Raw genomic sequence first — 23,952 nt, forward strand, 5'->3', positions numbered from 1 at the left:
GAAATAGGTGTATATATACCTGACGGGAAACTTGAAATAGCCATGATCAAAAACAAAAGATTGCGCTGGTGGGCATTGCTATGCCCGGTTTGGATGTCTTTCGCGCTAGCCGGGGAGCAGCCCGAGCGGACGGTAAAAGAGGTGATCGACCGCACGGTGACGCGGTTTTATGAAACCCTCACACCTGCGCAGCTGGACACGATTTCGGATAACTATATCCTGAGTGTGCTCAGCGACCGCGATAAGGAAACACTAGCAACGCGTTTCTGGACATTCGATGTGAATGTGCCGGTGAGAGTTTCGCTGATGCGGCATACCGGCCAGGCCGTGCCGCCTTTCTGGCTTCAAAAGAGTGGTTTTAAAAAGACGCAAATGCTCGTCAAAAACGAGGAGTACACCTATGAAGTATGGCAAAAGGATTTCGAAAAAGGACAGGTAGGGCTTGGTATCAATGGCTTTGATAAAGATCGCCCGGTGTATTTCATCAGCGTGGCGCCACTCGATAAGGCAGAAAAACTCGCGGTTTCGAATGTAGTGCCTGCACAATACGCATTAGGTACCATGCAGAAAGGGGCATTTACCTATCACGATTGGGATGGTCTGGTATTGACCGAAGTTCCCGATGAACTGAAAGGCCAGACGCTCTTCACGACCGTACGGGGGCGCGCACGCGAGGCGCATCTGGTGAATGCATTCAGAAGAACCTCCACACCTTCGTCGGAAAAACCCGATCAGGTAGTAATGACATGGAACGGGGATCCTGCTACTACCGCGAATATCCAGTGGCGTACCAGTCCGAAGGTGCTCAGGAGCAAAGTGAAATACTGGAAGCCGGGGACATCAGATACGCTTTTTAAGGATGCCTCCGCATTTAATATGGAAGACAGGCTGTTGCAGAACGACCGGTTCGTCAACCGCTTTACCGCACAACTCAAAGGGCTGAGCCCTGGTTCGTTGTACCATTATTCGATCGGTACGGGGCAATCGCGATGGTCGGTGCCGGCTTCTTTCCAGACCGCCTCCGACCGGGTGAAGGACTTCTCGTTTATCTGGTTCGGCGATACGCATTATTCGCCTATCTGGGGCGATATGGCACAAAAGTCGATCAAGCGGCATCCTGAAACGGCATTCTTCTCCATCGCTGGTGATCTGGTAACTACCGGCTTGCACCGCGACGATTGGGATCAGCTTTGGGCGCATGCGGGGCCGACGTTCAGTACGCGGCCATTGATGCCAGTGCCGGGTAATCACGATAGCCAGGACGGTCTCGGTGCCTGGATGTACAAAGAGATGTTCAGCCTGCCGGAGAATGGCCCGTCCGGTCAGCCTTCCGAAATGACCTATGCTTTTAATTACCAGGACGCATTGTTCCTGATGATCGACGCGACGCTTTCGGTGCCGCAGCAGACGGCCTGGGTCGAAAATCAGCTCAGGAATTCGAAAGCGAAATGGAAGTTTGCAATGTTCCACTTTCCGCCCTACAACTTTGAAGAGCCTTATGATGAGATCAAGCGGGAGTGGTGTACGCTTTTTGACAAATACCACGTGGATATGGTCATGAGCGGGCATATGCATTACTACCTGCGCACGAAGCCGATGTTCAACGACAAAGAAGTGGCCAGCCCGGCGAAGGGCACCATTTACCTGATGTCTATCAGTATTCCCGGCAAGCAGGAGCGCTGGCCGAAGGAGGATTATGCCGTGGTGAGGTACAAAGACGGCCCCCTTTACCAGCACGTGTCGATCAAGGGGAACACGCTGCATTACAAATGTTACAATCCCGAGGGCGAGTTAAAAGACGAGCTGACGATTACGAAGTAGTATCCAACAATTTCAATCATAATGACCCGCATTACATTACCCGCTATTCTGTTATTAGCTGTTGTTTTTAAAACCCATGCACAAGTAGGACCGATCCGGAAGGAGTTTTTGAATCCGAAATCTAAAAATGTTCTGGTAGCATCGCACCGGGCGGTGCATCACGAAAAACCGGAAAATTCGTTGCCCGCGATCAAAGAGGCGATCAGATTGGGTGTTGATATCATCGAAATTGATGTGAAAGTGAGCAAGGACGGTATTCCGATGCTCATGCACGACGGCAAAGTGGATCGCACGACAACCGGTAAGGGCGATCTGGAAACGCAAACCTTCGAAGCGCTCCGGAAGCTACGCCTGGTTTCTAATGGGAAAGTCACCGAGGAAACGATTCCGACATTGGAAGAGGCCCTGCAAATAGCGAAAGGACATATTCTGGTGGATCTCGACCTGAAAACCGATCACATCGACAAGGTAATAGAGGTGGTGAAAAAAGTGGGAGGAGAAGATTTTGTAATCTTTTTCGACAGTGATTACGAAGTCCTTGCCAAGGTAGACGCGGCTTCTAAAAAGTTCATGCTCATGCCGCGGGCCCAGTCGCTGGCCATGGCAGATTCGGCATTGACACGCTTCAAACCGGAAGTGATCCATATCGATGAGGATTTCTACACGCCGGAAGTTACCGGCCTGATCAGAAAAAAGGGCGCGAGGGTCTGGATCAATGCATTGGGTGATCCGGATAAAGAAATCAGGAAAGGCAATGCCCGTGAAGCGCTCAAAGAGCTCACCAGGCAAGGGGCGAACATCATCCAGACCGACGAGCCGGAGAAGGTAATCCGCGAATTGCGGGAACTGGGGCTGCACCGATAATCACTAACGAGCAAAGAGCCATTCTGAAAATCTTCGGAATGGCTCTTTGCTTTTCTGACTTTGTTGCTATTCAAACCGCCTGTTAGCCCCATTCAATTCGCCATGCGTGCTGATGGCCACCGCGGTGAGGATGGCGAAGATGGCGACGATGAATATGAAGTTGACCGCCCAGCGGCTGATGTTTAGCCCGCGATCCGAGAAAGATGCCTGGGTCTTTTTGATCAGAAAGCCCAGAACAGCCAGGTTCAGGATGTATAGGTATTGCTCAATGCGGTAGAGGCTCATGAACGCGCAGGTAATGAGGATGCTGTAAATGGTGTATAGGCCGAGGTTAAGGAAGAAGAAGCGTTGAACATCCTCGTATTGAATCTCCCAAAACGGAGTTTTTACTTGAATGTAATACCTGAATAGGGCATAGCCTGCAAAGGCGAGCACCAGCAGCAATGCAATCCATTGCACGTAGGTAGTAACACCGGCAGCATCGGCCAGTGGATCGAAGCTCCGGATTGTTTCAACCAGCCTCTCGGTTTTGAATGATTGATCCCAGACAATGAACGGAATGATCAGCGTCAGGATAACGATAGGGGCGAGCAGCTGCGAGCGGGAGGCCTGGGTGTCGGTGGTTTCCCATTCGGAAGTGAATGTGCCGTATGCCATTCCCGCTCCGCCGAAAAAGCCGATTGAATATTCCATCACATTCCAGAAATTGAAGTGAATGCCGGAAACATTCCCCATCACTTGCAGGAAGTTGCCGAATGCGAACCCGAAACCACCGCCGAGTCCGGCGAAAACGGCCAGTCTCATGGCTGAACGCTGCTTGTGGCGGATCATATACCAGAACAGCGCCACCGTCATACCGAAACACGCGGCCCAGGCTTCTGAGCGGGGAGGGGTCATGAGCCAGCCGAGTTGTTCGATCAACAGATAGTAAAATAGAATTGCCCCCGCAGTCATTTCGGTGATCAGTTGCGGCCACTGTACCGGCTTTTCGCGGGAGGAAGCCAATGTAAGCCCGAATAGCCCTCCGCCGATCAGCCCGAAAAGCCCGCCGATGATGCCGAGCATCAGAAATCCATAGTAAACATTTCCGAATTCGAGGCCGCGTGCGAAGCCGACCACTTTACCATAGCTGATAATGCCCCCGATGCCCCAACCGGCAGCCGAGGCCAATGCGAGTTGAAATGCTTTGGCATACCAGTCTTTGCGCTTGGCGACGAGAACGATGCTTAGCCCGCCGATGCCGCCGGCCCATGCGGCGCCTTGCTCGTGCCCGAACTGGCCGCGGATGGCCCATGCGGTGCCCAATGAAATCCCCGCAACAAGCAGGGCATAAAGTAGTTGTCTGTTATTCATGAACGGAATGCGTATAAGGGTTTGTAGGATAAATACTGGATCGTCTCCTAAAAAGACTATAATGGTGCTCTACGTCAGGAGGAAATAGCCCGTTTCGCTTTTGAGGTAGTATTCCCCCTAAAAACTGGCACGACATTTCCGGAACACGAGACCCCATGAGCATTCAAAAAGAACAACTTGCGATCAACGGCGGACCCAAAACGATCGACAAGACATTTCCATGGCCCATTTATGATGAAAATGAGGTGAATGCCGTCGCTGCGATCGTGGCGAGCGGTAAATGGGGTAATCCCGACTGCGGGGATGAGGTGGAGCGTTTTGAGCGGGCATTTGCGGATTATTGCGGGAGCAAATATGCCATTACGTGTGTAAATGGCTCGGTTTCGCTCCGGTTGGCGCTGATGGCGTGCAGCGTGAAACCCGGTGACGAGGTGATCGTGCCGCCTTACACTTTTATAACTACGGCATCGTCGGTGATCGAATGCAACTGTGTGCCTGTTTTTGTCGATATCGACCCCGAGACTTACAATATCAGCCCCGCAGCCATAGAGGCGGCTATAACGCCGCGGACGAAAGTGATCATTCCGGTGCATTTCGGCGGACTTGCCTGCGATATGGATGCAATTATGGACATTGCGCAACGGCATAATCTTAAAGTAATCGAAGACGCCGCGCACGGGCATGGCGCCGAATACAAGGGGAAAAAGCTGGGGTCTATCGGGCACGTGGGTAGTTTCAGTTTCCAATCGTCCAAGAATCTCACGTCCGGGGAGGGTGGTATTGTGATTACCGACGACGATGATTTGTACGCGATGATGCATTCCCTGCGCAACGTAGGCCGGATTGAGGGCGGGCAATGGTATGAGCATTATAACCCGGGCTGCAATTACCGCATTACCCAAATGCAGGCTGTACTGCTCTCAGAACAGCTCAAACGGCTGGAAGAGCAAACCCGGCGGAGGAATGCCAATGGTTTGTATTTAAATGAGCTGTTGGAAAAAATAGAAGGGATTTCGCCTTTAAAACGCAACGATACGATCACGCTGCACGGCTATCACATTTACATATTCAAATACGACGCCATGAAGTTCGGAGGGCTGCCTAAAACCGAATTTGCGGCCATGCTCGCCGCCGAAGGGGTGCCTAGCTTTAAAGGTTACCCGCATCCGCTGTACAAGCAACCGCTTTTTCAGAACAAAACATTCTTATGCTACGCCATTCCGGAAAGCGCGGATTACAGCCAGACCTTTTGCCCGGTCGCAGAACAGGCTTGCGACACCGACGCGGTGTGGATTCTCCAACATGCGATGTTGGGAGAGCAAGAAGACATGGAAGCATTTGCGAGTGCAATTTTGAAAATTCAGGAGGCAGTCCGGTAATCCGAACGCCTCCTGTGATTGTCTTATAGCTCCTTCCGCATCATAATATCGGTTTGGATGTCGTCTCCGAGCGTGAAAAGGTGTTTGTCGAACTCCACAAAACCATTACGTTTGTAAAAGCCGATCGCGTTTTCATTTTCTTCCCACACGCCCAGCCACACATACGCGTAACCGCGCTCACGGGCAATGTCGATGGCTTTGTTATAAAACAGCTGCCCGACTTTCAGTCCCTGCCATGCCCGAAGGACATATATCCGCTCGATTTCCAACGCGGTATCGTCTTTCAGTTCACTTTGGGCAGGGCCATGATTCACTTTGAGGTAACCGATCAGTTGGTCGCCATCATATGCCAGATGGAATTCCGAATCCGCATTGCCGAGTTCGGAAGCAACCTTCTCCATACTGAACCCGGTTTTGAGGTAATCTGCCATGTTTTCCTCCGTATTGACCGAAGCGAACGATTCATAAAAAGTATCTATTCCAATTTGTCTGACGGTTTCCAGATCGTTGATGGTTGCTTGTCTAAGTTGTATCGGCATGTTACTTGCTGGGTAATGCTTTTAATCTGACGCCCTCACTATGGGCTGTGAACTCCGGCGCGTACATGCATTGGATCGTCGTGATACCGTTGCTGAAACCGCCCTCATGTGTAATAAAAAGCGGATATTCGAACACATAAGTTCCTTTTCGCAAGGCATTGAAGAAGAAATTGGTACTGGCATCGCGTGTACTTTCATAATACCCGAGGCCGCCCTGCCAGCGGTAGCCGCTCAGCACATTCACCGGTTCGAGCCCCGACGCCCGCATGTCTTTCATATGCACGTATTCCATGTCACGATCGACCCGTAACTCAATGCGTACCTTTATTTTGTCGCCCACCTTCACAGCGTCGCCTTCGCGCACTGGCGTGAGGACTGGACCTGAATCGGTGTTGGTTTCCACAAAAAGCTGTTTGGCGAGTTTTAGCGGCGTTTCCGCGAAGGTGATTTTGTCGAGGTCTTCGAAATATTGCCAGTAGACCGCCCCCCAGCTGCCCGGCTGAGAAGCACCTGAATTTCCATTGACGGAAACGTCGATGTTGCCCATTTGCGCGGTAATGCCGGCGGCGATCGTCTTTTTGAAATACCCGGTGCCTCCCTCCGTTTTTTCGTCTTTTGAACTGACTTCGGTATTGCCAATACGCACAGTAGCTTGCGGGGCTTCGGCCAGCCAGTCGCTTCCATTCATTAAAAGTGCGTAAGAAGCCTCCGCCGTGGCCTTTGTACTTTCCCAGTTGTTTGTTTGCTTGTTTTTAAGAAGCCAGGTTTTGAGTTCTCCAACGGTCTGTTGGTCATTACTGATTTCCTGAAATGCTTCAATGAGCAATGCCTGGCGCTCGATAGGCGCCTCGTGCCACCACCAGCCACGCTGCACGTTTTTCCAGTACATACCCAGTTCATCATTTTTAACAGCCGTTTGCCGTAACGATTCCAGGATCTGGCCGGCTGTCTTGGCATCGTTGGTCCGATGGCTTATCAATGCCGTCATGCCTTGCAGCAGCTTGGTTTGTGAAAGCCATGTAAGCCTTGCACGTTCGCGGTAATACTGGTAAGCCTTCTGTGTCGCGGGAGGAACGGGCTTTGCGAAAAAGCTCCGGGCGTAGAGGTATTGTATTTCAACTGGGCCCGGGATGTATTTTTTCAGATCCGATTTTGACTTGACGAGCCTGTCATAATCCTCTTCAATCCGCTTGTCGAGGTAAGGCAGGGCTTTTTCGAGCATCGCATTGATGCTTTCCGTTTGAGACGGATGCAACGCTTTGATTTTCTGCAAATGTCCGATCCCCGTAACGATATACTGCGTCATGTAGCGATCGTCAGGCCCACCTTTGAACCACACAAAGCCACCGTTCGGACTCTGCATTTCCTGCAATTTGCGCATGGCTCCATTCAACTCGTTCTCCATTCTCACCAGGTCGAACAGCAATGCGATATTCCGCTTTTGCTCGTCTTCGCTTTTAGAAGCGAGTACCCATGGTGTCTCCTGCAAGAGGAGTGATTTCAGTTCCTGATTTTTAGCCAGATTACTTTGCAGCGCATCCGTACCTTTCCAGGATTTGAAAACCGCAGCAACCCGCGGAGAGGCATTCACGATATACGAAGCCAGCGAATTGGCATAATAGCGGTTCCACGTCTGCTCGGCGCATTCGTAGGGATATTCCATCAAATAGGGCAGCGATTGCACCGCATACCAGGCCGGATTGCTGCTGTATTCCACCGTGACAGACTGGTGCGTCAGCGTAGCCGATTTGGCGGAGCCCAATAGTTTTTCAAACGTAAAGTGTTTGCTGCCGTTGCCTTTCACCCCAATGGGCATACTCTCGGTAACCAGCATACGGTTTGACAATACCGGCAGCACATTTTCTTCACCATCCGAAAGGTTTCCGGCTTTCGCAACGGCTCGCCAGGTTACCATTTTGGTGAAACCTTTGGGGATTTCCAATGTGAAAAAAGCGGTACTGCTTTGCCTGGCAGCGATCGAAAACGAACGCGAAGGCTTGTCATTTTTGAAAAGCTTGTCCAGCGATTCATTCGTTTCTGTATCAAACAACGTAAGCGATACTTCCCCATTTACTGGTGAACTGCCCAGGTTCGCCACTTTCACTGGAAAACTGATCCGGTCGCCCTCGCGCAGGAAGCGCGGGGCATTCGGCTGTACCATGAGGTCTTTTTGGGTAACGATCTCTTTGCTGCTATAACCTAATGCCAGTTCTTGCGTATGTGCGAGCGCCTGGAATTTCCACCTCGTAAGCGCTTCCGGCATGGTGAAAGAGAAGGTAATGTTGCCCTCATTATCCGTTTTCAGGTCGGGGAGGAAGAAGGCGGTTTCGTTGAAGTTCGTTCGATTGGCCGGGGTTGGCTGTTTCTCCGCGGCAGCTTGTTGCTCGCGATTATTGACGCCATACCCGACTTTAACCACTTCACTCAGGGCGGGATCACCTTCCTTTGCAAAATCGGCCATTTCTTCTGCTGCCATTGGAGCAGCTTCCGGGATTGCAGCTCCGCCCGCCGGAGCAGAATTGTTGCCTAAGGCAGCCTTGTAAACTCTTCGGCTGTGCGCATACCTTCTTTGGTAAGGGTTGAAAATCAGTTCGTCGTACCGCTTTTCGAAGGACTTATAGTTCTCATTGTAGCCGTAAAAAACATTGGCATTCGTCTCGTCGAAATTCCCGCTGTCGGTCCAGCTTCCAAGGCTCCTGCTCACGGGCCATACGTACGGTTTTCGCCAATGGTGAGGGTAAAACTGATCGAGGGATGCGTCGTACATGCTTCCGAGCATTTCGGCGGCTACGGATTCTTTCTTGTAACCGCTGATTTTGACTTTCCACGTTTCCTTGCTTCCCGGCAGCGTCTTGTCACGGAATGTTGCGTATTCGATTTTCAGGTCCTTGTTCGTCCAGGGAACTGCAATGCTTTCCGTATGGGCGTGAATTCGGTTGTGTTTTACAAATACATAATCTACCTGATAGCCGCCCCGGTCGGCGTCCGATGGGGTGTAGTCAAATCTTTTTAATTCCTCATTGAATGTCAGGAATGCAAACCCCGCCGGGCCCGATTTGCGATTCGTCGTGCTGATTACGAATGCTTTGGTAGCCGAGGTGCCCAACATATAAAACCCTTTTTCGCCCGGCTCGGCGGCGGTAGCGGGTGTTGCTGCCACATATTGCGGGTACGCAGGCTTCTTGGCTCCGGGATCTTTGAGTTCTGTGAATTTTACCTCGGTCAGTTTTTCGCCGGCGGCATTGGTGCTCAGGATTTCGATTTGATAAAAGCCGGTTGGAAGGTTAAATTCCGAAACTGGTACGAGGCTGTCGGGCTGCAATTGTACAGTTTTGGTAACGGGTGAGCCTGCTTTTTCCCAGTTTTCCATTTCCGTTTCGCGATCGTACTCATCGTGCGGGAAGCTGGCAATGAACTCGCTTTTGGACATCACAAAAAGGTCGGGTCGCTCCCAATAACGGGTCCGGATGAGCCGGTTTTCGGGCATGACACGTGTGATCCGGATGTTCGCCTCGGCCGGGGCGAATACTCCTGCCAGGTTTTCGGTGCGGATGGCCAACGTTTTAAACTGACCGGTTTCCATCTCAGAAGGAATATCTGCTTTCAATACATACGATTTGTAGCCGACCGACACCGCCGTTTCGGCACTCCGGGTTTCACCATTGCTATCAGTCACGTCCGCGTGAATGGTATATTCAAAAATAGGATCGGCTTTGGGATCAACTTTACGGTCCGGAATGGCTTCGAAGTCGACATGAAACTGTCCCGACGCATCGGTAACCGCTTCTCCATGCGCGATTATCATCGGTTCTTCCGACACCCACCAGCGTTTACGCGCCCACGCATACGGGAAGCGCGGCGCGCGCACGACCCGGTACTTCACCGTCGCTGCGTCGATAGCATTCCCTGCGTACGCTATGGCCTTACCGGTTACTTTAATGGTGTCATTTATCTTGTAGGCAGCTTTCAGCGTATCGAATTCAACCGCAAAACGGGGACGCTTGTATTCTTCTACATGGAAATCAACGCGAAAATTGTCCCTTACCTGAATGTAGAAATTGCCTGTAAGCCCGTTGCCCGGAATCACAAATGAACCCGAAAAACTTCCAAATGCATTCACACGGTGTTTCGCTTCCGCTACATGTTCCGCATTTGCATTGTAGAGTACCGCAGTGAATTCTTCCTGCTGGTTGGTGAACACTCCATCTGCCTTTGCGACAATGCCTTTGTAATACACTGTCTGGCCCGGTCGGTACAAGCTTCGGTCGGCGAACAGGTAAATGCGCTCCTTGCCTTCGTCGCTTGCGGGTTCAGCATCTTCATTGTAATAATACTGGTTCGTTTTTTCCTGCACGAACAGACGGTCGCTTCCATGCGTGATATCCAGCATATGCTGCTCCCCGTAGTTCACTTGCCGGATATGCGCCCGTTTGAAGTGGGCGTCCTTGTCGGCGGTGAGAAGGGTACCTTTGTTTTTAATAAAAGTCCTCGTATTGTAGTCATAACGCTTTTGCCACAGCTGCACCTTGGCGCCGGGCAATGGCTCGCCGGTTTCACGGTTCAGGACAAAGAAATCATCTCCTTTCTGAATAAAACTGATATCCGAGACGTAGCATATCATTGCGCCAACTGCTGCATTATTATTGTCGAAATGGGGGTCTAAGCTGGCAAGTAAAATGTATTCTCCCGATGGTAGACCATCGGCCTTAACTTCTACGGAATGTTCCTGGAAATCTTTGATATCAATGAGTTTTTGTTCCCATGATTTCACAGCTTGAACACTCGCCAATGCACTCCATTTGGTTCCGTTCTGGTCGTCTTCCAATCTTCTTCGGAGAAATTCTGATGCCTTTATAACCCGGAAGTGCAGTCGGTCGAGATTCCGGTACTTCACAAATACCCGGAATGGCTTTGAAATGCTGTTAACCGTTTCAACTGAAAAGGAAAAACTTTTACGAAGGATACTTTTGGAAAGGTTGAATGCATTCACACCGCCTTCCGTATCGGGATTGTCACGGACCACCTGCTGGCAAATCTCCAATGCCTTCACCCGCTCGAATTGCCCGGCCGAATCCTTGCCCGGCTTGTATTGATCCGCTTTTTCATTGAGCGAAGCTGCTTTGAGATACCAGGCTTGCGCCGCGGCGGGCGTAGATTGGTATTGGTTCGCTACATGATTGACAGCCAGATAGTACAACTCGGCTTTGTCCGGATGCACCGATTTTTGACTTATATATTGCAACCTTGCGAGGTCGACATCGATCAATGCACCCGGATCCTTGTCTTCGAGGTGAAATGCGATTAGTTTCTGATACAGCAGCAATGCATGATGTTCCAGTGAGGCTGAGTCCTTTGTTTCAAATTTTCGGTGTACGAAATCCGCGGCGGGATCGAATGCGGACGCCGTGTTGATTTCGAATGCATAAGCAGGCTTTTTGATGTTTCGCTCATCGGAAGAGAAGTACTCCAATGCCCTGAATGCGAGCAGATCAAACAGCGTCGGGCGCAGCTTGCGCATATTCCCTTTGGTAATGATTGCGTCGTAGCTATCCAGCCTGGTTTTCTTCAAAATGGCCTCCTCATGTAGCGATTCCAGAAACAACGCCCCTATTTTTTGGTGAAAGTCCTCTGTACTCCAAGTCGCGATGTCTTTCTTATCGAAACTCACGGTGGCGGTGCGATTGTACAGTTGCCAGCGGATGGTCTGGTAATATGCATAATACTCCGATGCCACCAGGCTTGCGAGGATCGATCGAGCAGGGCCGGTGCTTGCGGCCATTTCCTCTTCCAGCTCTTTGATCGATGCGATGGTGTTGTTTTCCCGGTTTTCGGCCTGCAATTGCGTCATATACACAGCCGCTTTGATGACCTGTGCTTCCTGCCTTTCCTGCTTTGCGAGCCCGTAAATTTTCTTCACCTGTTGGAGCGCGTCCTTGGCGAGTCCCTTGCCGGTGAGCTCATCGACTTTTTTCCACTCTGCATTGTAATTCTTAACCGGGTCTTGTCCGTAGGTGTGCATAGTTAATGATAAGATAATGGTGATGATCAGATAGTAACCGAAGGTGTAGGCTATTTTCATCGTGCGGATCATTTGGTTTGTGATGAATAGGATAAAGATAGTAAAACGTCGCGGTGCCAAAAGCGGCATTGAGCAGCCGGAAAGGGTCATTCAGCAAACAACCGGCGAAAGCCTTGCCTTGCAGAAGTATAAAACATCTACATTGCCTCTTTTTGCAATATGAAGTATCTTTAAATAGTGCTTTTGCAAAATATAACTAATTACTACTCTTCTTGAACGAATTTTATTTTTAAGTAAACTCTATGCGTACGATCATGTTGGTGGCGGGGATCATCGTCGCACTGGTTTTGGGGAAACTGTTTATTTTCTCTAAACCCGGTGAAGGCAAAGACTCCGATGCGAAAAAAGGTGGTGAGGGGAAAAATGCGAAGTCCTCCGGCGGTGCTGTGCCGGTGAATGTGTTTATTGTGGGGATGGAATCTATTGAAAATCAGATTTTTGCGTCAGGTACTGTGTTGCCCAATGAGGAAGTGAACCTGATGGCAGAGATATCCGGCAGGCTCGTGAAACTCGACATCAAGGAAGGATCGTATGTGGCCAAAGGGCAGCTGATCGCGAAAATCAATGACCGGGAATTGCAAGCGCAGTTGCAGAAGGTTGCTTATAACCAGGATTTGAGTAAAAAGATAGAAGCACGGCAAAAGAAGTTGCTGAACGTCGAGGCGATTAACCTGGAAGAATATGATGTTACTTCCAACAACATCCGGGTTTTGGAAGCAGAAAAAGAAGTGATAGAAGCACAGCTTGAAAAAACGGAAATCCGGGCACCTTTCAGCGGACGTATCGGGTTGAAGTTCATCAGCGAAGGTGCATACCTGGCGCCGGGTACGCCCATCGTGACGATTGTTCAGAGTAATCCGGTCAAAATCGATTTCACGGTTCCTGAAAAATACAGCCCGAGCATCCGGGTAGGAAGTTCGGTCAAATTCAATCTGGACGGCGATCCGTCGACCTACACTGCCAGAATTTTGGCGATCGACCCAAAAGTAGACGAGAACCTTCGTACGCTGCGTGTACGCGCGCTCGCCAACAACCCCGAAGGCCGGTTCGTACCAGGGATGTTTGTGAAAGTATTGGCGGACCTCGAGGCCAATCGCTCCGCAATGATGATCCCTACCGAAGCGATTGTGCCGGTTTTGAAGGGCAAAAAAGTTTTTGTTGTGAAAGACGGCAAAGCGCAGGAAGCGATGGTGACGACAGGCTTGCGTACCGACAAAAAGATCCAGATCATAGACGGTTTGCAGCCCGGTGATTCGCTGATTACCTCGGGGATCATCGCGATCAAACCTAACACCGCCGTGAAGGTCAACCTATGAGCATATCAACCCTTTCTATCAAAAGGCCGGTTCTCGCGATAGTGATGAACCTGCTGATCATTCTGTTCGGGTTCCTGGGCTACAAGTTCCTGGGGATGCGCGAATTCCCGTCGATCGATCCGCCGGTGGTGTCCATTCGCACGAGCTACACGGGCGCGAATGCCGACATTATCGAGTCGCAGATCACCGAGCCGCTCGAAAAGCAGCTCAACAGTATTGAGGGTATTAAGTCCATCAGCTCTACCAGTAGCCAGGGTACGAGCCAGATCACGGTCGAATTCGACATTGGCGTGGACATGGAGCGCGCTGCGAACGACGTGCGCGACAAGGTAGGTTCCGCATCGCGTACATTACCCCTTGATATCGACGGCCCGCCGGTGGTAAGCAAGGCCGATGCGAACTCGGAGCCTATTATCGTACTGACATTCACGAGCAACACACGCTCGCACCTCGAGGTGAGCGACTACGCCGAGAACGTGATCGCGCAACGCCTGCAAACGATCGAGGGCGTGAGCGAAATCCGCATTTTCGGACAGAAGAAATATGCGATGCGGATCTGGATGGATCCGGTCAAAATGGCTTCGCTGGGCATTACAACCCAGGATGTGAAAACCGCACTCGATAAGGAGAATGTGGAATTGCCGAGCGGAAAACTGGCTGGCGATAATACCGAGCTGACCGTGAAGACGATCGGCCGCTTCCGCACCGAAGAGGATTTTAATGAAATGATCATTAAAAACTCCGCCACGCAGACGATCCACCTGAAAGATATCGGTTCGGCGACGTTGGGACCTGAGAACGAGGAAACAATCCTGCGCCTCGACAATGTGCCGATGATCGGTCTGGCGATTTCGCCGATGCCGGGCGCAAACTACCTCAATATCGCCGAGGAAGTGAACAAGCGGATGGAGGCCATTAAGAAGGAACTGCCCAAAGATTACAAGCTGGACACGCTGATCGATAACACCATTTTCGTGGAGCGCTCGATTGAAGAAGTAGGGGAGACGCTGCTGATCGCGATTGTACTGGTGGTGATCATTATTTACCTCTTCTTCCGCGACTGGCTCATAGCGTTCCGCCCGCTCATTGATATACCCGTTTCGCTCATTGGTACATTCTTCATTATGTACATTATGGGCTTCTCGGTGAATGTACTCACGTTGCTCGCGATCGTGCTCGCGACGGGACTCGTGGTCGATGACGGGATTGTGGTCACGGAGAATATTTTCAAGAAAATCGAGCAGGGTATGAGCCCGATTGAGGCGGCCATTAAAGGCTCGAACGAGATCATATTTGCGGTATTATCCACATCCATTACGCTGGCTTCTGTGTTTTTGCCCGTGATTTTTATGGAGGGTTTTGTAGGAAAACTGTTCCGGGAGTTCGGTATCGTTATTTCCGCCGCTGTATTGATCTCCGCGTTCGTTTCACTGACGCTTACGCCGATGCTGAATGCGTACCTCGTGCGCAAGACACATAAGAAAAGCTGGTTTTACGAAAAGACGGAGCCGTTTTTTGAAAAGATCACCAATGACTACGGTAATGCACTGGCGAAGTTTCTGAAAATGCGCTGGGTTGCCGCGCCGCTGGTAGCTATTACGTTGGGCATGATCTGGTTTTTCGGGAAAGACCTTCAATCGGAACTGGCACCGCTCGATGATCGGAATTGGTTTCGGATCAATATGACAGCGCCGGAAGGTTCCTCTTTCGAATTTACCGACCGCTATGTGCAGGACGTAGGCAATATGCTCATGGACTCGATGCCGGGTAAAAAGGGGCTGATGCTGATCACCTCGCCGGGGAACTCCGGCCTTGGCGCTGCCAATACCGGTAGCGGGCGTATCGCATTGGTAGATAAGAAATTGAGGAAAGAATCGCAGCAGGAAATCGCGGATTATATCAACAAGAAACTCAAACAAATGCCCGATGCCAAGTCGTTTGTCGTACAGCAACAGACGATTTCGGTGGATTCGCGGGGCGGTTTGCCGATCCAGTATGTGATCCAGGCGCCGGATTTTGAAAAATTGCGGGAGTACCTTCCCAAATTCATGGAAGAAGTGTCCGAAGACCCCACTTTCGCGATCACGGATGTCAACCTGAAATTCAGCAAGCCTGAAATCCAGATCAAGATCGATCGTGAGAAAGCGAAATCGCTGGGTGTTTCGGTGCAGGACGTTGCGCAGACGATGCAGCTTGCATTTGCAGGGCAGCGGTTTGGGTATTTCACCATGAATGGCCGTCAGTACCAGGTAATAGGCCAGTACGACCGCGCTAACCGTGACGAGCCGCTGGATTTGAAGAGTATGTTTGTCAAAACGAATACGGGCCAGCTGGTGCAGCTGGATAACATCGTGAAAGCAGAAGAGGAGAGCAGCCCACCGCAGCTTTTCCACTTCAACCGCTACATGAGCGCCACTGTGCAGGCCGCGCTTGCGCCCGGGAAGACTGTTGGTGACGGCATCGCTGCCATGGACCGTATCCGCGATAAATTGAACGACGAGACGATCCAGACGGCATTAAGCGGCTCCTCCCGCGACTACGCCGAGAGTTCATCAAATACCATGTTCTCGTTCTTCCTGGCATTGATACTGATCTACTTCATCCTGGCGGCGCAGTTCGAGAGTTTCGTGGATCCTTTCATCATTATGTTTACGGTGCCTCTGGCGATCGGTGGAGCTGTATTCTCGCTCTGGTTCTTCGATCAGACACTCAATATTTTCAGTCAGATCGGTATGATCATGCTCATTGGCCTCGTAACGAAGAATGGTATCCTCATCGTCGAGTTTGCCAACCAGCTGCGTGAGCAGGGACGAAGCATTCAGGAAGCGGCATTGGAAGCGGCCACAATGCGTTTCAGGCCTATTCTGATGACGAGCCTGGCGACCGTCCTCGGTGCATTGCCTATTGCGATGGCGTTAGGCTCCGCAGGCCGCAGCCGCATGTCCATGGGGATTGTAATCATGGGAGGGCTGCTATTCTCGCTCGTTCTGACCCTGTATGTCATCCCGGCCATTTACACATTCTTCTCACGGCCTAAGAACTTCGAAAAAATGAAGATGATCGAGCGCGTGGCTAGGGATAGCGAATTGGAGGAGCCGGCGCATTTTTGAGTATTCGGGTACTGGTTGACTATACAGCCGGGGTTTGCTAACTTTGGTATAAATAGCTATCAACCATGCAAGCTACACCGAAATCGAATTTGACAAACCTCCAACAGGAACTGCTGCAATTATATGCGCGGCAGGTGAGTGAGGAGGATTTGAAAAATATTAGAGAGCTGATCGGCGCTTATTTCGCTGGTCGGCTTAATTCACTTGCCGATGCAGCATGGGATAAGAATGGCTGGACTCAACAAGATATGGATGATATTTTGAACGAATCCAGCCAGTAATGAATGAAAATTGTTCTGGACACTAACGTCCTGCTTGTATCGCTTCCCACCCATTCCAAATACCATCCTATCTTTCAGGCATTGCTGCGGAAAGAGTACGATCTCTTTGTTACCAATGAGACATTGATGGAGTACGAAGAACAGATTGGTAAAAGGTTAGGTGTAAAGCGTACCGAATTGCAATTGATCGAGTTGTTGAACCTGTCCAACGTGCACAAAATTGTTCCCTACTACTTTTGGCAATTAATTGAACAGGATGCCGACGATAACAAATTCATCGATTGTGCCGTGAGTGCCGGTGCAGACTACCTGGTTAGCAATGACCGCCATTTCGATGTGTTGGCATCGATCGAATTTCCGAAAATGAAGGTCATCAGGGCTGAGGCGTTTCTGGAAATGCTAACTTGATTTCGCTAGATTACCGCGTTCCCATGTTTTTTAACATCCTCACATGAGATCCCAATGCATTGCGGAAGTTGGGTTTTGCATTGTAAATCAATCCGAACTCCAAGGCCGTGGCTTTTACAATGGGAGATAGCGCGTGGTAATGGATGTGTGAAATGGACGGGAAAAGGTGGTGCTCGATCTGGTAATCCAGGCCACCGATGAACCACGAAAGAATGCGGTTTTTTCCTGCGAAATTGGAGGTAGTTTGCAGCTGGTGAACAGCCCAGGCGTTCTCGATACAGCCGGAAGAATCAGGTTCCGGTTGGTCCGCGCCTTCTACGACGTGGGCCATTTGAAATATAGTACTTAATATCATTCCGGCCGTGCCATGCATGATCAGAAAGCCCACGAGCCATTCTCCGAAAGAAAGTGAAGTAATGCAGAGCGGGATGATGCAAATGAAGGCAATGTAGGCCAATTTTGTAGCTACCAGCCGTATCAGTTCTTTTCTGGGAAATGGCTTGGTCATGCCGGATTTGGCCATTCGGTTAAAAATCCCGATTTCCTTGAAGTCTTTCCATAGAAATGAAAGCGTCATGAGGCTATACAGGAAAAATGCGTAGATGTGCTGAAAGCGGTGGATGAATTTCTGCTTCTCCTGGAATGAAAGCCGTAGCAAAAACTTGCCGGTAATGTCCTCGTCGACCTCGTGAATATTGGTGTAGGTATGGTGCAGCCGGTTGTGTTGCACTTCCCAGTTATAGGCGTTTCCTCCGAGCAGGTAAATGGAAGCACCAAAAATCTTGTTCAGCCGGTTGGCGGTCGAGAGGGAGCCGTGGATAGCATCGTGCATGACCGACATGCCGACCCCGGCAACGCCCAGGCCCATTACCACTGCAAAACCCGCCATGGCCAGCAGGTTGAACTGATTGGAAAGAATGAGTGCATACGGTACCAGATAGAGGCTCAGCATGAACATGGCCTTGTAAATAATGCCGGAGCCGCCGGATTTGCATAGTTTGTTGACAGAGAAATGCTGATCAACGCGATGTCTGAGGGTAGGGAAAAACGTGCTCTTTTCCGGGTTCGTGAATTTGATTTTGTGAGATTGCATGGAAGCGCGCGGAATGCACGGTTTAGATGAGTGGGGTTGCGTTGACAGAACGGTTCTCTGGAGACAATTATTAGCAAAACAGCTTTTTAATTTTAGTTTTGAAAAAACAACGCGAGAGATCACAAAGGAAATATCCCTGGACAAACGAAAAGAGGCCGGCATCGCTGCCGACCTCTTTTCATTTTCTATAACTCAAATGCTTAAAGCGCGAATTTCGCTTTGATTGCATCTACGAAATCGAGTTTCTCCCAGGTGAAGAGTTCAACTTCGACTTCTTTTTCTTCGCCGTTAGCGCCTTTGAAAGATTTCTTAACGATCTCGTTCTTACGTCCCATGTGGCCGTATGCCGCAGTTTCGGAATAGATCGGGTTGCGCAGTTTCAGGCGCTGCTCCACTGCGTAAGGACGCATGTCGAAGATTTCGCCGATTTTCGCTGCGATCGCTCCGTCGTTGTCAGCCACTTTGGAAGTTCCATAAGTGTTTACGTACAAACCGCAAGGTTCAGCAACACCGATCGCGTAAGAAACCTGAACGAGTACTTCGTCACAAAGACCGGAAGCTACCATGTTTTTCGCGATATGGCGTGTTGCATATGCCGCAGAACGGTCCACTTTGGAAGGATCTTTCCCGGAGAATGCGCCACCACCGTGTGCACCTTTTCCACCGTAAGTATCTACGATGATTTTACGACCTGTAAGACCGGTGTCGCCGTGAGGACCACCGATTACGAATTTACCGGTTGGGTTGATGTGGTGCGTAATGTCGCCGGTGAACAGCTTTTGCAATTCAGGCGTCAGTTTAGCCTTCACGCGTGGAATAACGATATTGATGATATCGCTCTTGATTTTCGCAAGCATGGCTTCTTCTGTGTCGAAGTCGTCGTGCTGTGTCGAAACCACGATTGTATCGATGCGTTGTGGAACGTTGTCGTCGCTATATTCGATCGTTACCTGTGATTTCGCGTCAGGGCGCAGGTAAGGGATCAATGAAGGCTCGTTGTTGCGGATGTACGACATTTCTTGCAGGATCTTATGCGCCAGGTCGAGTGCAAGCGGCATATAGTTCGCTGTCTCGCGGGTTGCATATCCGAACATCATACCCTGGTCACCGGCTCCTTGTGCATTCGCTTTCGATTCGAAGTCTTCGGCTGCCGCAGCACGGTCTACACCCTGGTTGATATCCGCGCTCTGGTCGTGAATTGCCGAAAGGATACCGCAAGAGTTCGCTTCAAACATGTATTCACTCTTCGTGTAACCAATACGTTTGATCACTTCGCGGGTGATCTTCTGAACGTCCAGATATGTGTTGGTTTTTACCTCGCCGGCCAAAACTACTTGTCCGGTCGTCACCAGTGTTTCGCAGGCCACCTTACTGTCGGTATCCCATGCTAAAAAATTGTCAATCAGTGCATCTGATATTTGATCGGCTACCTTGTCAGGATGTCCTTCAGATACGGACTCCGAGGTGAATAAGTATGGCATTGGAAACGAAATAAAAGTTAAAGAAAAGTTTAAATGTGTGATAAAATTACCTCATGAGAAGCTCTTCTATTTTCCTAGTCGACGGCAAAAATAAGTAATCATTTAGATATTGACTTTGTGAATCGTATTGTTTAAGAATAATTTCCTCAATTTTATCAAAATTCAATCCCTTTTCCGGCTTGGTCCTGTAAATGGTGTAGTTCAGGCTTTTAACCAGTTCGACCAGCTTGCTGGCCCGCTCCTGCAACACGTCGAGGTTTGAGGCGGCCTTGTGGCAGTCGAGTACTTCGCAGGTGATCACGGGATTGTGTTTTTCAAGTGTCTTTTTCAAACCGGTCAATACTTCCAGCTCGGCGCCTTCCACATCGATTTTGATGAAGGAGATATTGCTGATGTTGTTCAAATCGAGATCGTCGAACGGAAACACTGGCACGTAGCTGATATCCTCCGGTCGATAATAGTCCGGCCGGAGTTCTCCGACCATCGTAGCAGAAGAGTCTGCGCCGGTTTTGCAATAGAATTTGAGGATTTCGGCGGAAGATGAGAGACCTACGGGAAGCAAATGGACATCCTCGAGGTTGTTCATTTTAATGAGCTTGTTAAGATAGAACGCGCAGTGCGGGCTGGGTTCGAAGCCGTAGTAGGGATTGCTGCGGTAGCTTCTGAAGGCGATCAGCGATTGCCCCACATTTACGCCCACATCGATAAAACTGCTTCCCTCCGGCATTTGCATGGATTTCACCAGTTGAAAAAACCAGTCGTCATCTTCAATCGTGAAGTTGGGTAGCCCGATGTTATTAATCACCGGAATTTTAAAGTTTTTGTTGTTGAATGTGACGGACCTTGTGAAGTTTACATGACGGGTCACGTCTTTAACCGTCTGTTTGACGAATTTTGTTAGAGAATTCATTGATTGTGAGTGGTATAGTATAACATATAAACCTACGTATTTCTACCTCTGAATCAAACAACTCTTTGCAAACGGCGACAACCAATAATTTGCTGGTAAAACAATAAAGCCGGCATATCGTATTATACCGGCTTTGTTATGCTGTTCTAAAATGTCGTCGCGCTATCAGATCGGCACATTCACATGGCGTTCCGCGTGGTAGCTGGAACGTACCAGTGGTCCCGATTCAACGTATTTCAAGCCGCGCTTTAATCCTTCTTCCCTGTAATTGTCGAACATCTCGGGAGTAATCCATTCGATTACCTCGTGGTGCATTTTGGTTGGTTGAAGATATTGTCCCAGTGTCAGGATGTCGAGGCCATTTTCAGCCAGGTCGTCCATTGCTTTGTGTACTTCATCCTGTGTTTCACCGAAACCGAGCATAATGCCCGATTTGGTCCGCTGGCCGAACTCCTTCGTCCGCTTGATCTGTTCCAGGCTGCGGGTATATTTGGCCTGGGGACGTACCGCGCGGTATAAACGTTCCACAGTCTCCATATTATGAGAAACCACTTCCTGGCCCGCTTCGATCATGTGGATCAATGCATCCCAATTGCTTTTCACATCGGGAATCAACGTTTCGATCGTCGTTTCCGGGGTATTTTCCTTTACCTGACGAACGGTCTGATACCAGATTTCGGCGCCTTTGTCTTTCAGCTCATCGCGGTTCACGGACGTGATCACCGCATGTTTTACCTGCATCAGCTTGATTGCCTCCGCTACGCGCCGTGGTTCGTCGGTGTCGTATTCATTAGGCCTGCCGGTTGCTACCGCGCAAAAACTGCAACTTCTGGTACACACATTTCCGAGGATCATGAAGGTGGCCGTTCCGGCGCCCCAACATTCTCCCATATTCGGACAATTGCCGCTTTCGCAAATGGTATGGAGTTTATAGTTATCGACCAGCTGTCTTACTTTCCTGAATTCAGGTCCTGCGGGGAGTTTAACCCGGAGCCAATCGGGGCGTTTTCTGCGTTCCGATGGTATTACTGGCAATTCAATCATATTAATCTGTAATGGTAATTATCTTTTCTTACTTCCAAAATAAAGGGTCAGGTATCCGGATGTAAAAAAGGCCTTATTCTGCGCATCCGCCATAATGGTAATTTTTCTTGAAAAAGCTTCGGCTATAAAACCGACTTCCACACCGGTAACATTGTCCCGGAAAGCGCTCAACTCGAAGCTCATTGCGGTTTTAACATGCAGCCCCGGTACTACTTTCGATTTGCCGAAACCCGAGAAAAAGCTGCCTGCACCGATAATATCGCCTGCCCTGTTCGGATCGAAGGGCGCAGTGGTTACGCGGCCGTCGGTACCCTGGTACTGCACCATATAGGGTTTCTCAAAACCAAGGGAAGGGCCTGCTGCCAGGATTCCGCTGATCGAAATGCCTTCATCGTCCTGGCGGCTGAACAGCGCTATTTCACGGCCATATTCCGGGCGTAGCACAAACAGGTAGTTTTGCTTGCCATAAACCAGCCGTGCGCCTGTCACAAAGTCCTGCGTGGAAAGTTCTTTCGGGTGTTTCACATTCACCAATTCGAGTGCCAGGTACCGGTATGCATTCTTTCCGAACATTTTTGAACCTGTTGCAGCAGACTGGCGAAATACCGCTCCTCCAAGAATCCCGGAGTTGGTATTGGTGGTAATACCCACAGAGGTAAATGATTTATAGGTCTCCTCGGCGTCCTCATTCTTCACAGACCTGCGCTGAGCGTATATTTCTGTCGATAGTGCAAACAGAATAGCTACTGAAAGTAAAAGTTTTACACGCATCATATTATTAGTATAAATTCTCTGTGACTGTGTATGTGTCGTATGAACAGTGAAAGTACAAAATAATAGCGTATGCTGCTGTATATCGACACCACTTTAACGGTTTTTTGTACATTTATGTTCTTTAAACGAAAAAAGAAACAAAAAAGCCCGCCGGCGGTCTCTTACCCGACCCAATGCCGGTCTTTTATTGCTTTTCTAATGTCCTTTTAATCAGACTCCTTGGTGAAAATTATTTATCAGGTCGCCATTCAGGTTTTCGCATTTCTATTCCGGTTCGTTGCACCTTTCAATCATAAATTAAAGCTCGGCGTTGAGGGTCGAAAAGGCCTTCTGGACCGTCTGCGTGCGTCGTTTCAGGCCCAGGCGGCAGGACGGCCGGTGGCGTGGTTTCATGCCGCGTCGCTGGGCGAATTTGAACAGGGGAGGCCGGTGATGGAAGCTTACAGGAAAGCGTACCCAGGCCATTTTATTTTGCTTACTTTTTTCTCGCCTTCGGGTTATGAAATCCGGAAGGATTACGCCGGGGCCGATTTTATTTGTTACCTGCCGATCGACACGCCGGGTAATGCACGTGAGTTTGTTGCCATTGTCAATCCGCGCATTGCATTTTTTATCAAATATGAATTCTGGTTCAACTACCTCCGGGAATTGCGGAAAAACGGGAGTTATATTCTTTCGTTTTCATCGATCTTCCGCTCCAATCAGATTTTCTTCAAGTTCTACGGCGGCTTTTTCCGTCAAAAGCTAGGCTATTTCGACCATTTCTTTGTCCAGAACCAGGCATCGGTTTCACTTTTGGCCGGTATCGGCATTACGGCCGCGAGCATCGCGGGCGATACGCGTTTTGACCGCGTGCGCGCGATCGCCTCCCACGCGCGCGAGCTGCCGGAGATCGGACGCTTCAAAAGTGACGGCCAATGCCTGATTGCAGGCTCCGTGTGGGATGCGGATATGCAGGTGCTCATTCCCGCGCTGAATGCATTATCGGGCAAATTGAAGGCGATTATCGCGCCGCATGAGATCAAAGCCGACGAAATAGCCGGTTGGCGTTCTAAACTGAACGGTCGTTCCATTTTGTATTCCGAGGTGGCCGCAGGACAGGATCCGGCGGGGTTTGATTATCTCATTATCAATAACATCGGTATGCTTTCCTCGCTTTATCGGTATGGTAATATGGCCTATATCGGTGGCTCGTTCGGCGTAGGGCTGCATAATATTCTCGAAGCCGCGACATTTGGATTGCCGATTGTTTTTGGGAACAAAAGCTATCACCGGTTCCAGGAAGCCGTGGATTTGATTGAAAAAGGCGGTGCCTTCGCCGTTAGTGATGGCGATCAGCTTTTGAAAACGATGGAGAACTGGGTTGTCAGCCCCGCAGAGGCCTTGCGTGCGGGCAGCGTTAGTGCGGAGTACGTGAAGTCAGGAACAGGTGCTACGGACCTGATTATGCGGAAAGTAAGGGAAGCAATGGGCTGATGGCACAGATGAATGCACCATCAG

At 50.0% G+C, this 23,952-nt stretch carries 16 protein-coding genes; 8 read left to right on the forward strand and 8 right to left on the reverse strand.

Annotated features, from left to right (window positions below; translation table 11 throughout):
* The first annotated feature begins 42 nt into the window (after nucleotides 1-42).
* Both CLV60_RS21845 and CLV60_RS21850 read left to right on the forward strand, forming a co-directional pair.
* Complete coding sequence (locus tag CLV60_RS21845) at nucleotides 43-1,821, forward strand: purple acid phosphatase family protein (protein WP_106597512.1); 1,779 nt, start codon at nucleotides 43-45, stop codon at nucleotides 1,819-1,821.
* Nucleotides 1,822-1,842: 21 nt separating this feature from the next.
* Nucleotides 1,843-2,685: a glycerophosphodiester phosphodiesterase family protein gene (locus CLV60_RS21850; protein WP_106597513.1), complete on the forward strand. Its 843-nt coding sequence runs from the start codon at nucleotides 1,843-1,845 to the stop codon at nucleotides 2,683-2,685.
* Nucleotides 2,686-2,751: 66 nt separating this feature from the next.
* Here the strand turns inward: CLV60_RS21850 and CLV60_RS21855 are convergent, their stop codons facing one another.
* On the reverse strand, nucleotides 2,752-4,038 hold the full coding sequence (locus CLV60_RS21855; RefSeq protein WP_106597514.1) for a hypothetical protein: 1,287 nt from the start codon (nucleotides 4,036-4,038) through the stop codon (nucleotides 2,752-2,754).
* Nucleotides 4,039-4,193: 155 nt separating this feature from the next.
* On the opposite strand from CLV60_RS21855, the gene CLV60_RS21860 reads away from it, so the two are divergent.
* Nucleotides 4,194-5,417, forward strand: a complete 1,224-nt coding sequence (locus CLV60_RS21860; RefSeq protein WP_106597515.1) for a DegT/DnrJ/EryC1/StrS family aminotransferase — start codon at nucleotides 4,194-4,196, stop codon at nucleotides 5,415-5,417.
* A 23-nt stretch (nucleotides 5,418-5,440) separates the two neighbouring features.
* On the opposite strand, the gene CLV60_RS21865 is transcribed toward CLV60_RS21860, so the two are convergent.
* Both CLV60_RS21865 and CLV60_RS21870 read right to left on the reverse strand, forming a co-directional pair.
* Complete coding sequence (locus tag CLV60_RS21865; RefSeq protein ID WP_106597516.1) at nucleotides 5,441-5,956, reverse strand: GNAT family N-acetyltransferase; 516 nt, start codon at nucleotides 5,954-5,956, stop codon at nucleotides 5,441-5,443.
* A gap of 1 nt (nucleotide 5,957) precedes the next feature.
* Nucleotides 5,958-12,035: an alpha-2-macroglobulin family protein gene (locus tag CLV60_RS21870; protein WP_106597694.1), complete on the reverse strand. Its 6,078-nt coding sequence runs from the start codon at nucleotides 12,033-12,035 to the stop codon at nucleotides 5,958-5,960.
* Between the two features lie 242 nt (nucleotides 12,036-12,277).
* Here CLV60_RS21870 and CLV60_RS21875 point away from each other — a divergent pair, with 242 nt between their 5' ends.
* The 4 genes from CLV60_RS21875 to CLV60_RS21890 all read left to right on the forward strand — a co-directional run bounded on the left by CLV60_RS21875 (nucleotide 12,278) and on the right by CLV60_RS21890 (nucleotide 17,150).
* Nucleotides 12,278-13,351 (forward strand): efflux RND transporter periplasmic adaptor subunit, encoded by a 1,074-nt coding sequence (locus CLV60_RS21875; protein WP_106597517.1) that lies wholly within the window; start codon nucleotides 12,278-12,280, stop codon nucleotides 13,349-13,351.
* A complete protein-coding gene (locus CLV60_RS21880; RefSeq protein ID WP_106597518.1) occupies nucleotides 13,348-16,461 on the forward strand; it encodes an efflux RND transporter permease subunit in 3,114 nt (1,037 codons plus the stop codon). The genes CLV60_RS21875 and CLV60_RS21880 overlap by 4 nt, the downstream gene beginning before the upstream one ends.
* A gap of 65 nt (nucleotides 16,462-16,526) precedes the next feature.
* Nucleotides 16,527-16,742: a DUF8507 family protein gene (locus CLV60_RS21885; protein ID WP_106597519.1), complete on the forward strand. Its 216-nt coding sequence runs from the start codon at nucleotides 16,527-16,529 to the stop codon at nucleotides 16,740-16,742.
* Nucleotides 16,743-16,745: 3 nt separating this feature from the next.
* A complete protein-coding gene (locus CLV60_RS21890; RefSeq protein WP_106597520.1) occupies nucleotides 16,746-17,150 on the forward strand; it encodes a putative toxin-antitoxin system toxin component, PIN family in 405 nt (134 codons plus the stop codon).
* 10 nt (nucleotides 17,151-17,160) lie between these two features.
* Here the strand turns inward: CLV60_RS21890 and CLV60_RS21895 are convergent, their stop codons facing one another.
* From CLV60_RS21895 to CLV60_RS21920, 5 genes are all read right to left on the reverse strand, one after another.
* Complete coding sequence (locus tag CLV60_RS21895; protein WP_106597521.1) at nucleotides 17,161-18,243, reverse strand: fatty acid desaturase family protein; 1,083 nt, start codon at nucleotides 18,241-18,243, stop codon at nucleotides 17,161-17,163.
* A gap of 200 nt (nucleotides 18,244-18,443) precedes the next feature.
* Nucleotides 18,444-19,724: a methionine adenosyltransferase gene (metK, locus tag CLV60_RS21905; protein WP_106597523.1), complete on the reverse strand. Its 1,281-nt coding sequence runs from the start codon at nucleotides 19,722-19,724 to the stop codon at nucleotides 18,444-18,446.
* A gap of 46 nt (nucleotides 19,725-19,770) precedes the next feature.
* Nucleotides 19,771-20,634, reverse strand: coding sequence for an FkbM family methyltransferase (locus CLV60_RS21910; protein WP_106597524.1), 864 nt, complete (start codon nucleotides 20,632-20,634; stop codon nucleotides 19,771-19,773).
* Nucleotides 20,635-20,799: 165 nt separating this feature from the next.
* Nucleotides 20,800-21,678, reverse strand: a complete 879-nt coding sequence (gene lipA / locus CLV60_RS21915; protein ID WP_106597525.1) for a lipoyl synthase — start codon at nucleotides 21,676-21,678, stop codon at nucleotides 20,800-20,802.
* Nucleotides 21,679-21,696: 18 nt separating this feature from the next.
* Entirely contained in the window at nucleotides 21,697-22,452 is a 756-nt protein-coding gene (locus CLV60_RS21920; RefSeq protein ID WP_106597526.1) for a hypothetical protein, read from the reverse strand.
* A 219-nt stretch (nucleotides 22,453-22,671) separates the two neighbouring features.
* On the opposite strand from CLV60_RS21920, the gene CLV60_RS21925 reads away from it, so the two are divergent.
* Complete coding sequence (locus CLV60_RS21925; protein WP_106597527.1) at nucleotides 22,672-23,928, forward strand: 3-deoxy-D-manno-octulosonic acid transferase; 1,257 nt, start codon at nucleotides 22,672-22,674, stop codon at nucleotides 23,926-23,928.
* The last annotated feature ends 24 nt before the right edge of the window (nucleotides 23,929-23,952 follow it).

The sequence above is a fragment of the Dyadobacter jiangsuensis genome (genome assembly GCF_003014695.1).
In the GTDB taxonomy this organism is placed as follows: Bacteria; Bacteroidota; Bacteroidia; order Cytophagales; family Spirosomataceae; genus Dyadobacter; species Dyadobacter jiangsuensis.

What these genes read in the sequence shown, in the direction of transcription:
- CLV60_RS21885 (WP_106597519.1), top strand. Translation starts at nt 16,527, where the DNA reads ATGCAAGCTACACCGAAATCGAATTTGACAAACCTCCAACAGGAACTG.
- CLV60_RS21880 (WP_106597518.1), top strand. Translation starts at nt 13,348, where the DNA reads ATGAGCATATCAACCCTTTCTATCAAAAGGCCGGTTCTCGCGATAGTG.
- CLV60_RS21890 (WP_106597520.1), top strand. Translation starts at nt 16,746, where the DNA reads ATGAAAATTGTTCTGGACACTAACGTCCTGCTTGTATCGCTTCCCACC.
- CLV60_RS21870 (WP_106597694.1), bottom strand. Translation starts at nt 12,035, where the DNA reads ATGAAAATAGCCTACACCTTCGGTTACTATCTGATCATCACCATTATC.
- CLV60_RS21865 (WP_106597516.1), bottom strand. Translation starts at nt 5,956, where the DNA reads ATGCCGATACAACTTAGACAAGCAACCATCAACGATCTGGAAACCGTC.
- CLV60_RS21850 (WP_106597513.1), top strand. Translation starts at nt 1,843, where the DNA reads ATGACCCGCATTACATTACCCGCTATTCTGTTATTAGCTGTTGTTTTT.
- CLV60_RS21855 (WP_106597514.1), bottom strand. Translation starts at nt 4,038, where the DNA reads ATGAATAACAGACAACTACTTTATGCCCTGCTTGTTGCGGGGATTTCA.
- CLV60_RS21920 (WP_106597526.1), bottom strand. Translation starts at nt 22,452, where the DNA reads ATGATGCGTGTAAAACTTTTACTTTCAGTAGCTATTCTGTTTGCACTA.
- lipA (WP_106597525.1), bottom strand. Translation starts at nt 21,678, where the DNA reads ATGATTGAATTGCCAGTAATACCATCGGAACGCAGAAAACGCCCCGAT.
- CLV60_RS21875 (WP_106597517.1), top strand. Translation starts at nt 12,278, where the DNA reads ATGCGTACGATCATGTTGGTGGCGGGGATCATCGTCGCACTGGTTTTG.
- CLV60_RS21895 (WP_106597521.1), bottom strand. Translation starts at nt 18,243, where the DNA reads ATGCAATCTCACAAAATCAAATTCACGAACCCGGAAAAGAGCACGTTT.
- CLV60_RS21845 (WP_106597512.1), top strand. Translation starts at nt 43, where the DNA reads ATGATCAAAAACAAAAGATTGCGCTGGTGGGCATTGCTATGCCCGGTT.
- CLV60_RS21910 (WP_106597524.1), bottom strand. Translation starts at nt 20,634, where the DNA reads ATGAATTCTCTAACAAAATTCGTCAAACAGACGGTTAAAGACGTGACC.
- metK (WP_106597523.1), bottom strand. Translation starts at nt 19,724, where the DNA reads ATGCCATACTTATTCACCTCGGAGTCCGTATCTGAAGGACATCCTGAC.
- CLV60_RS21860 (WP_106597515.1), top strand. Translation starts at nt 4,194, where the DNA reads ATGAGCATTCAAAAAGAACAACTTGCGATCAACGGCGGACCCAAAACG.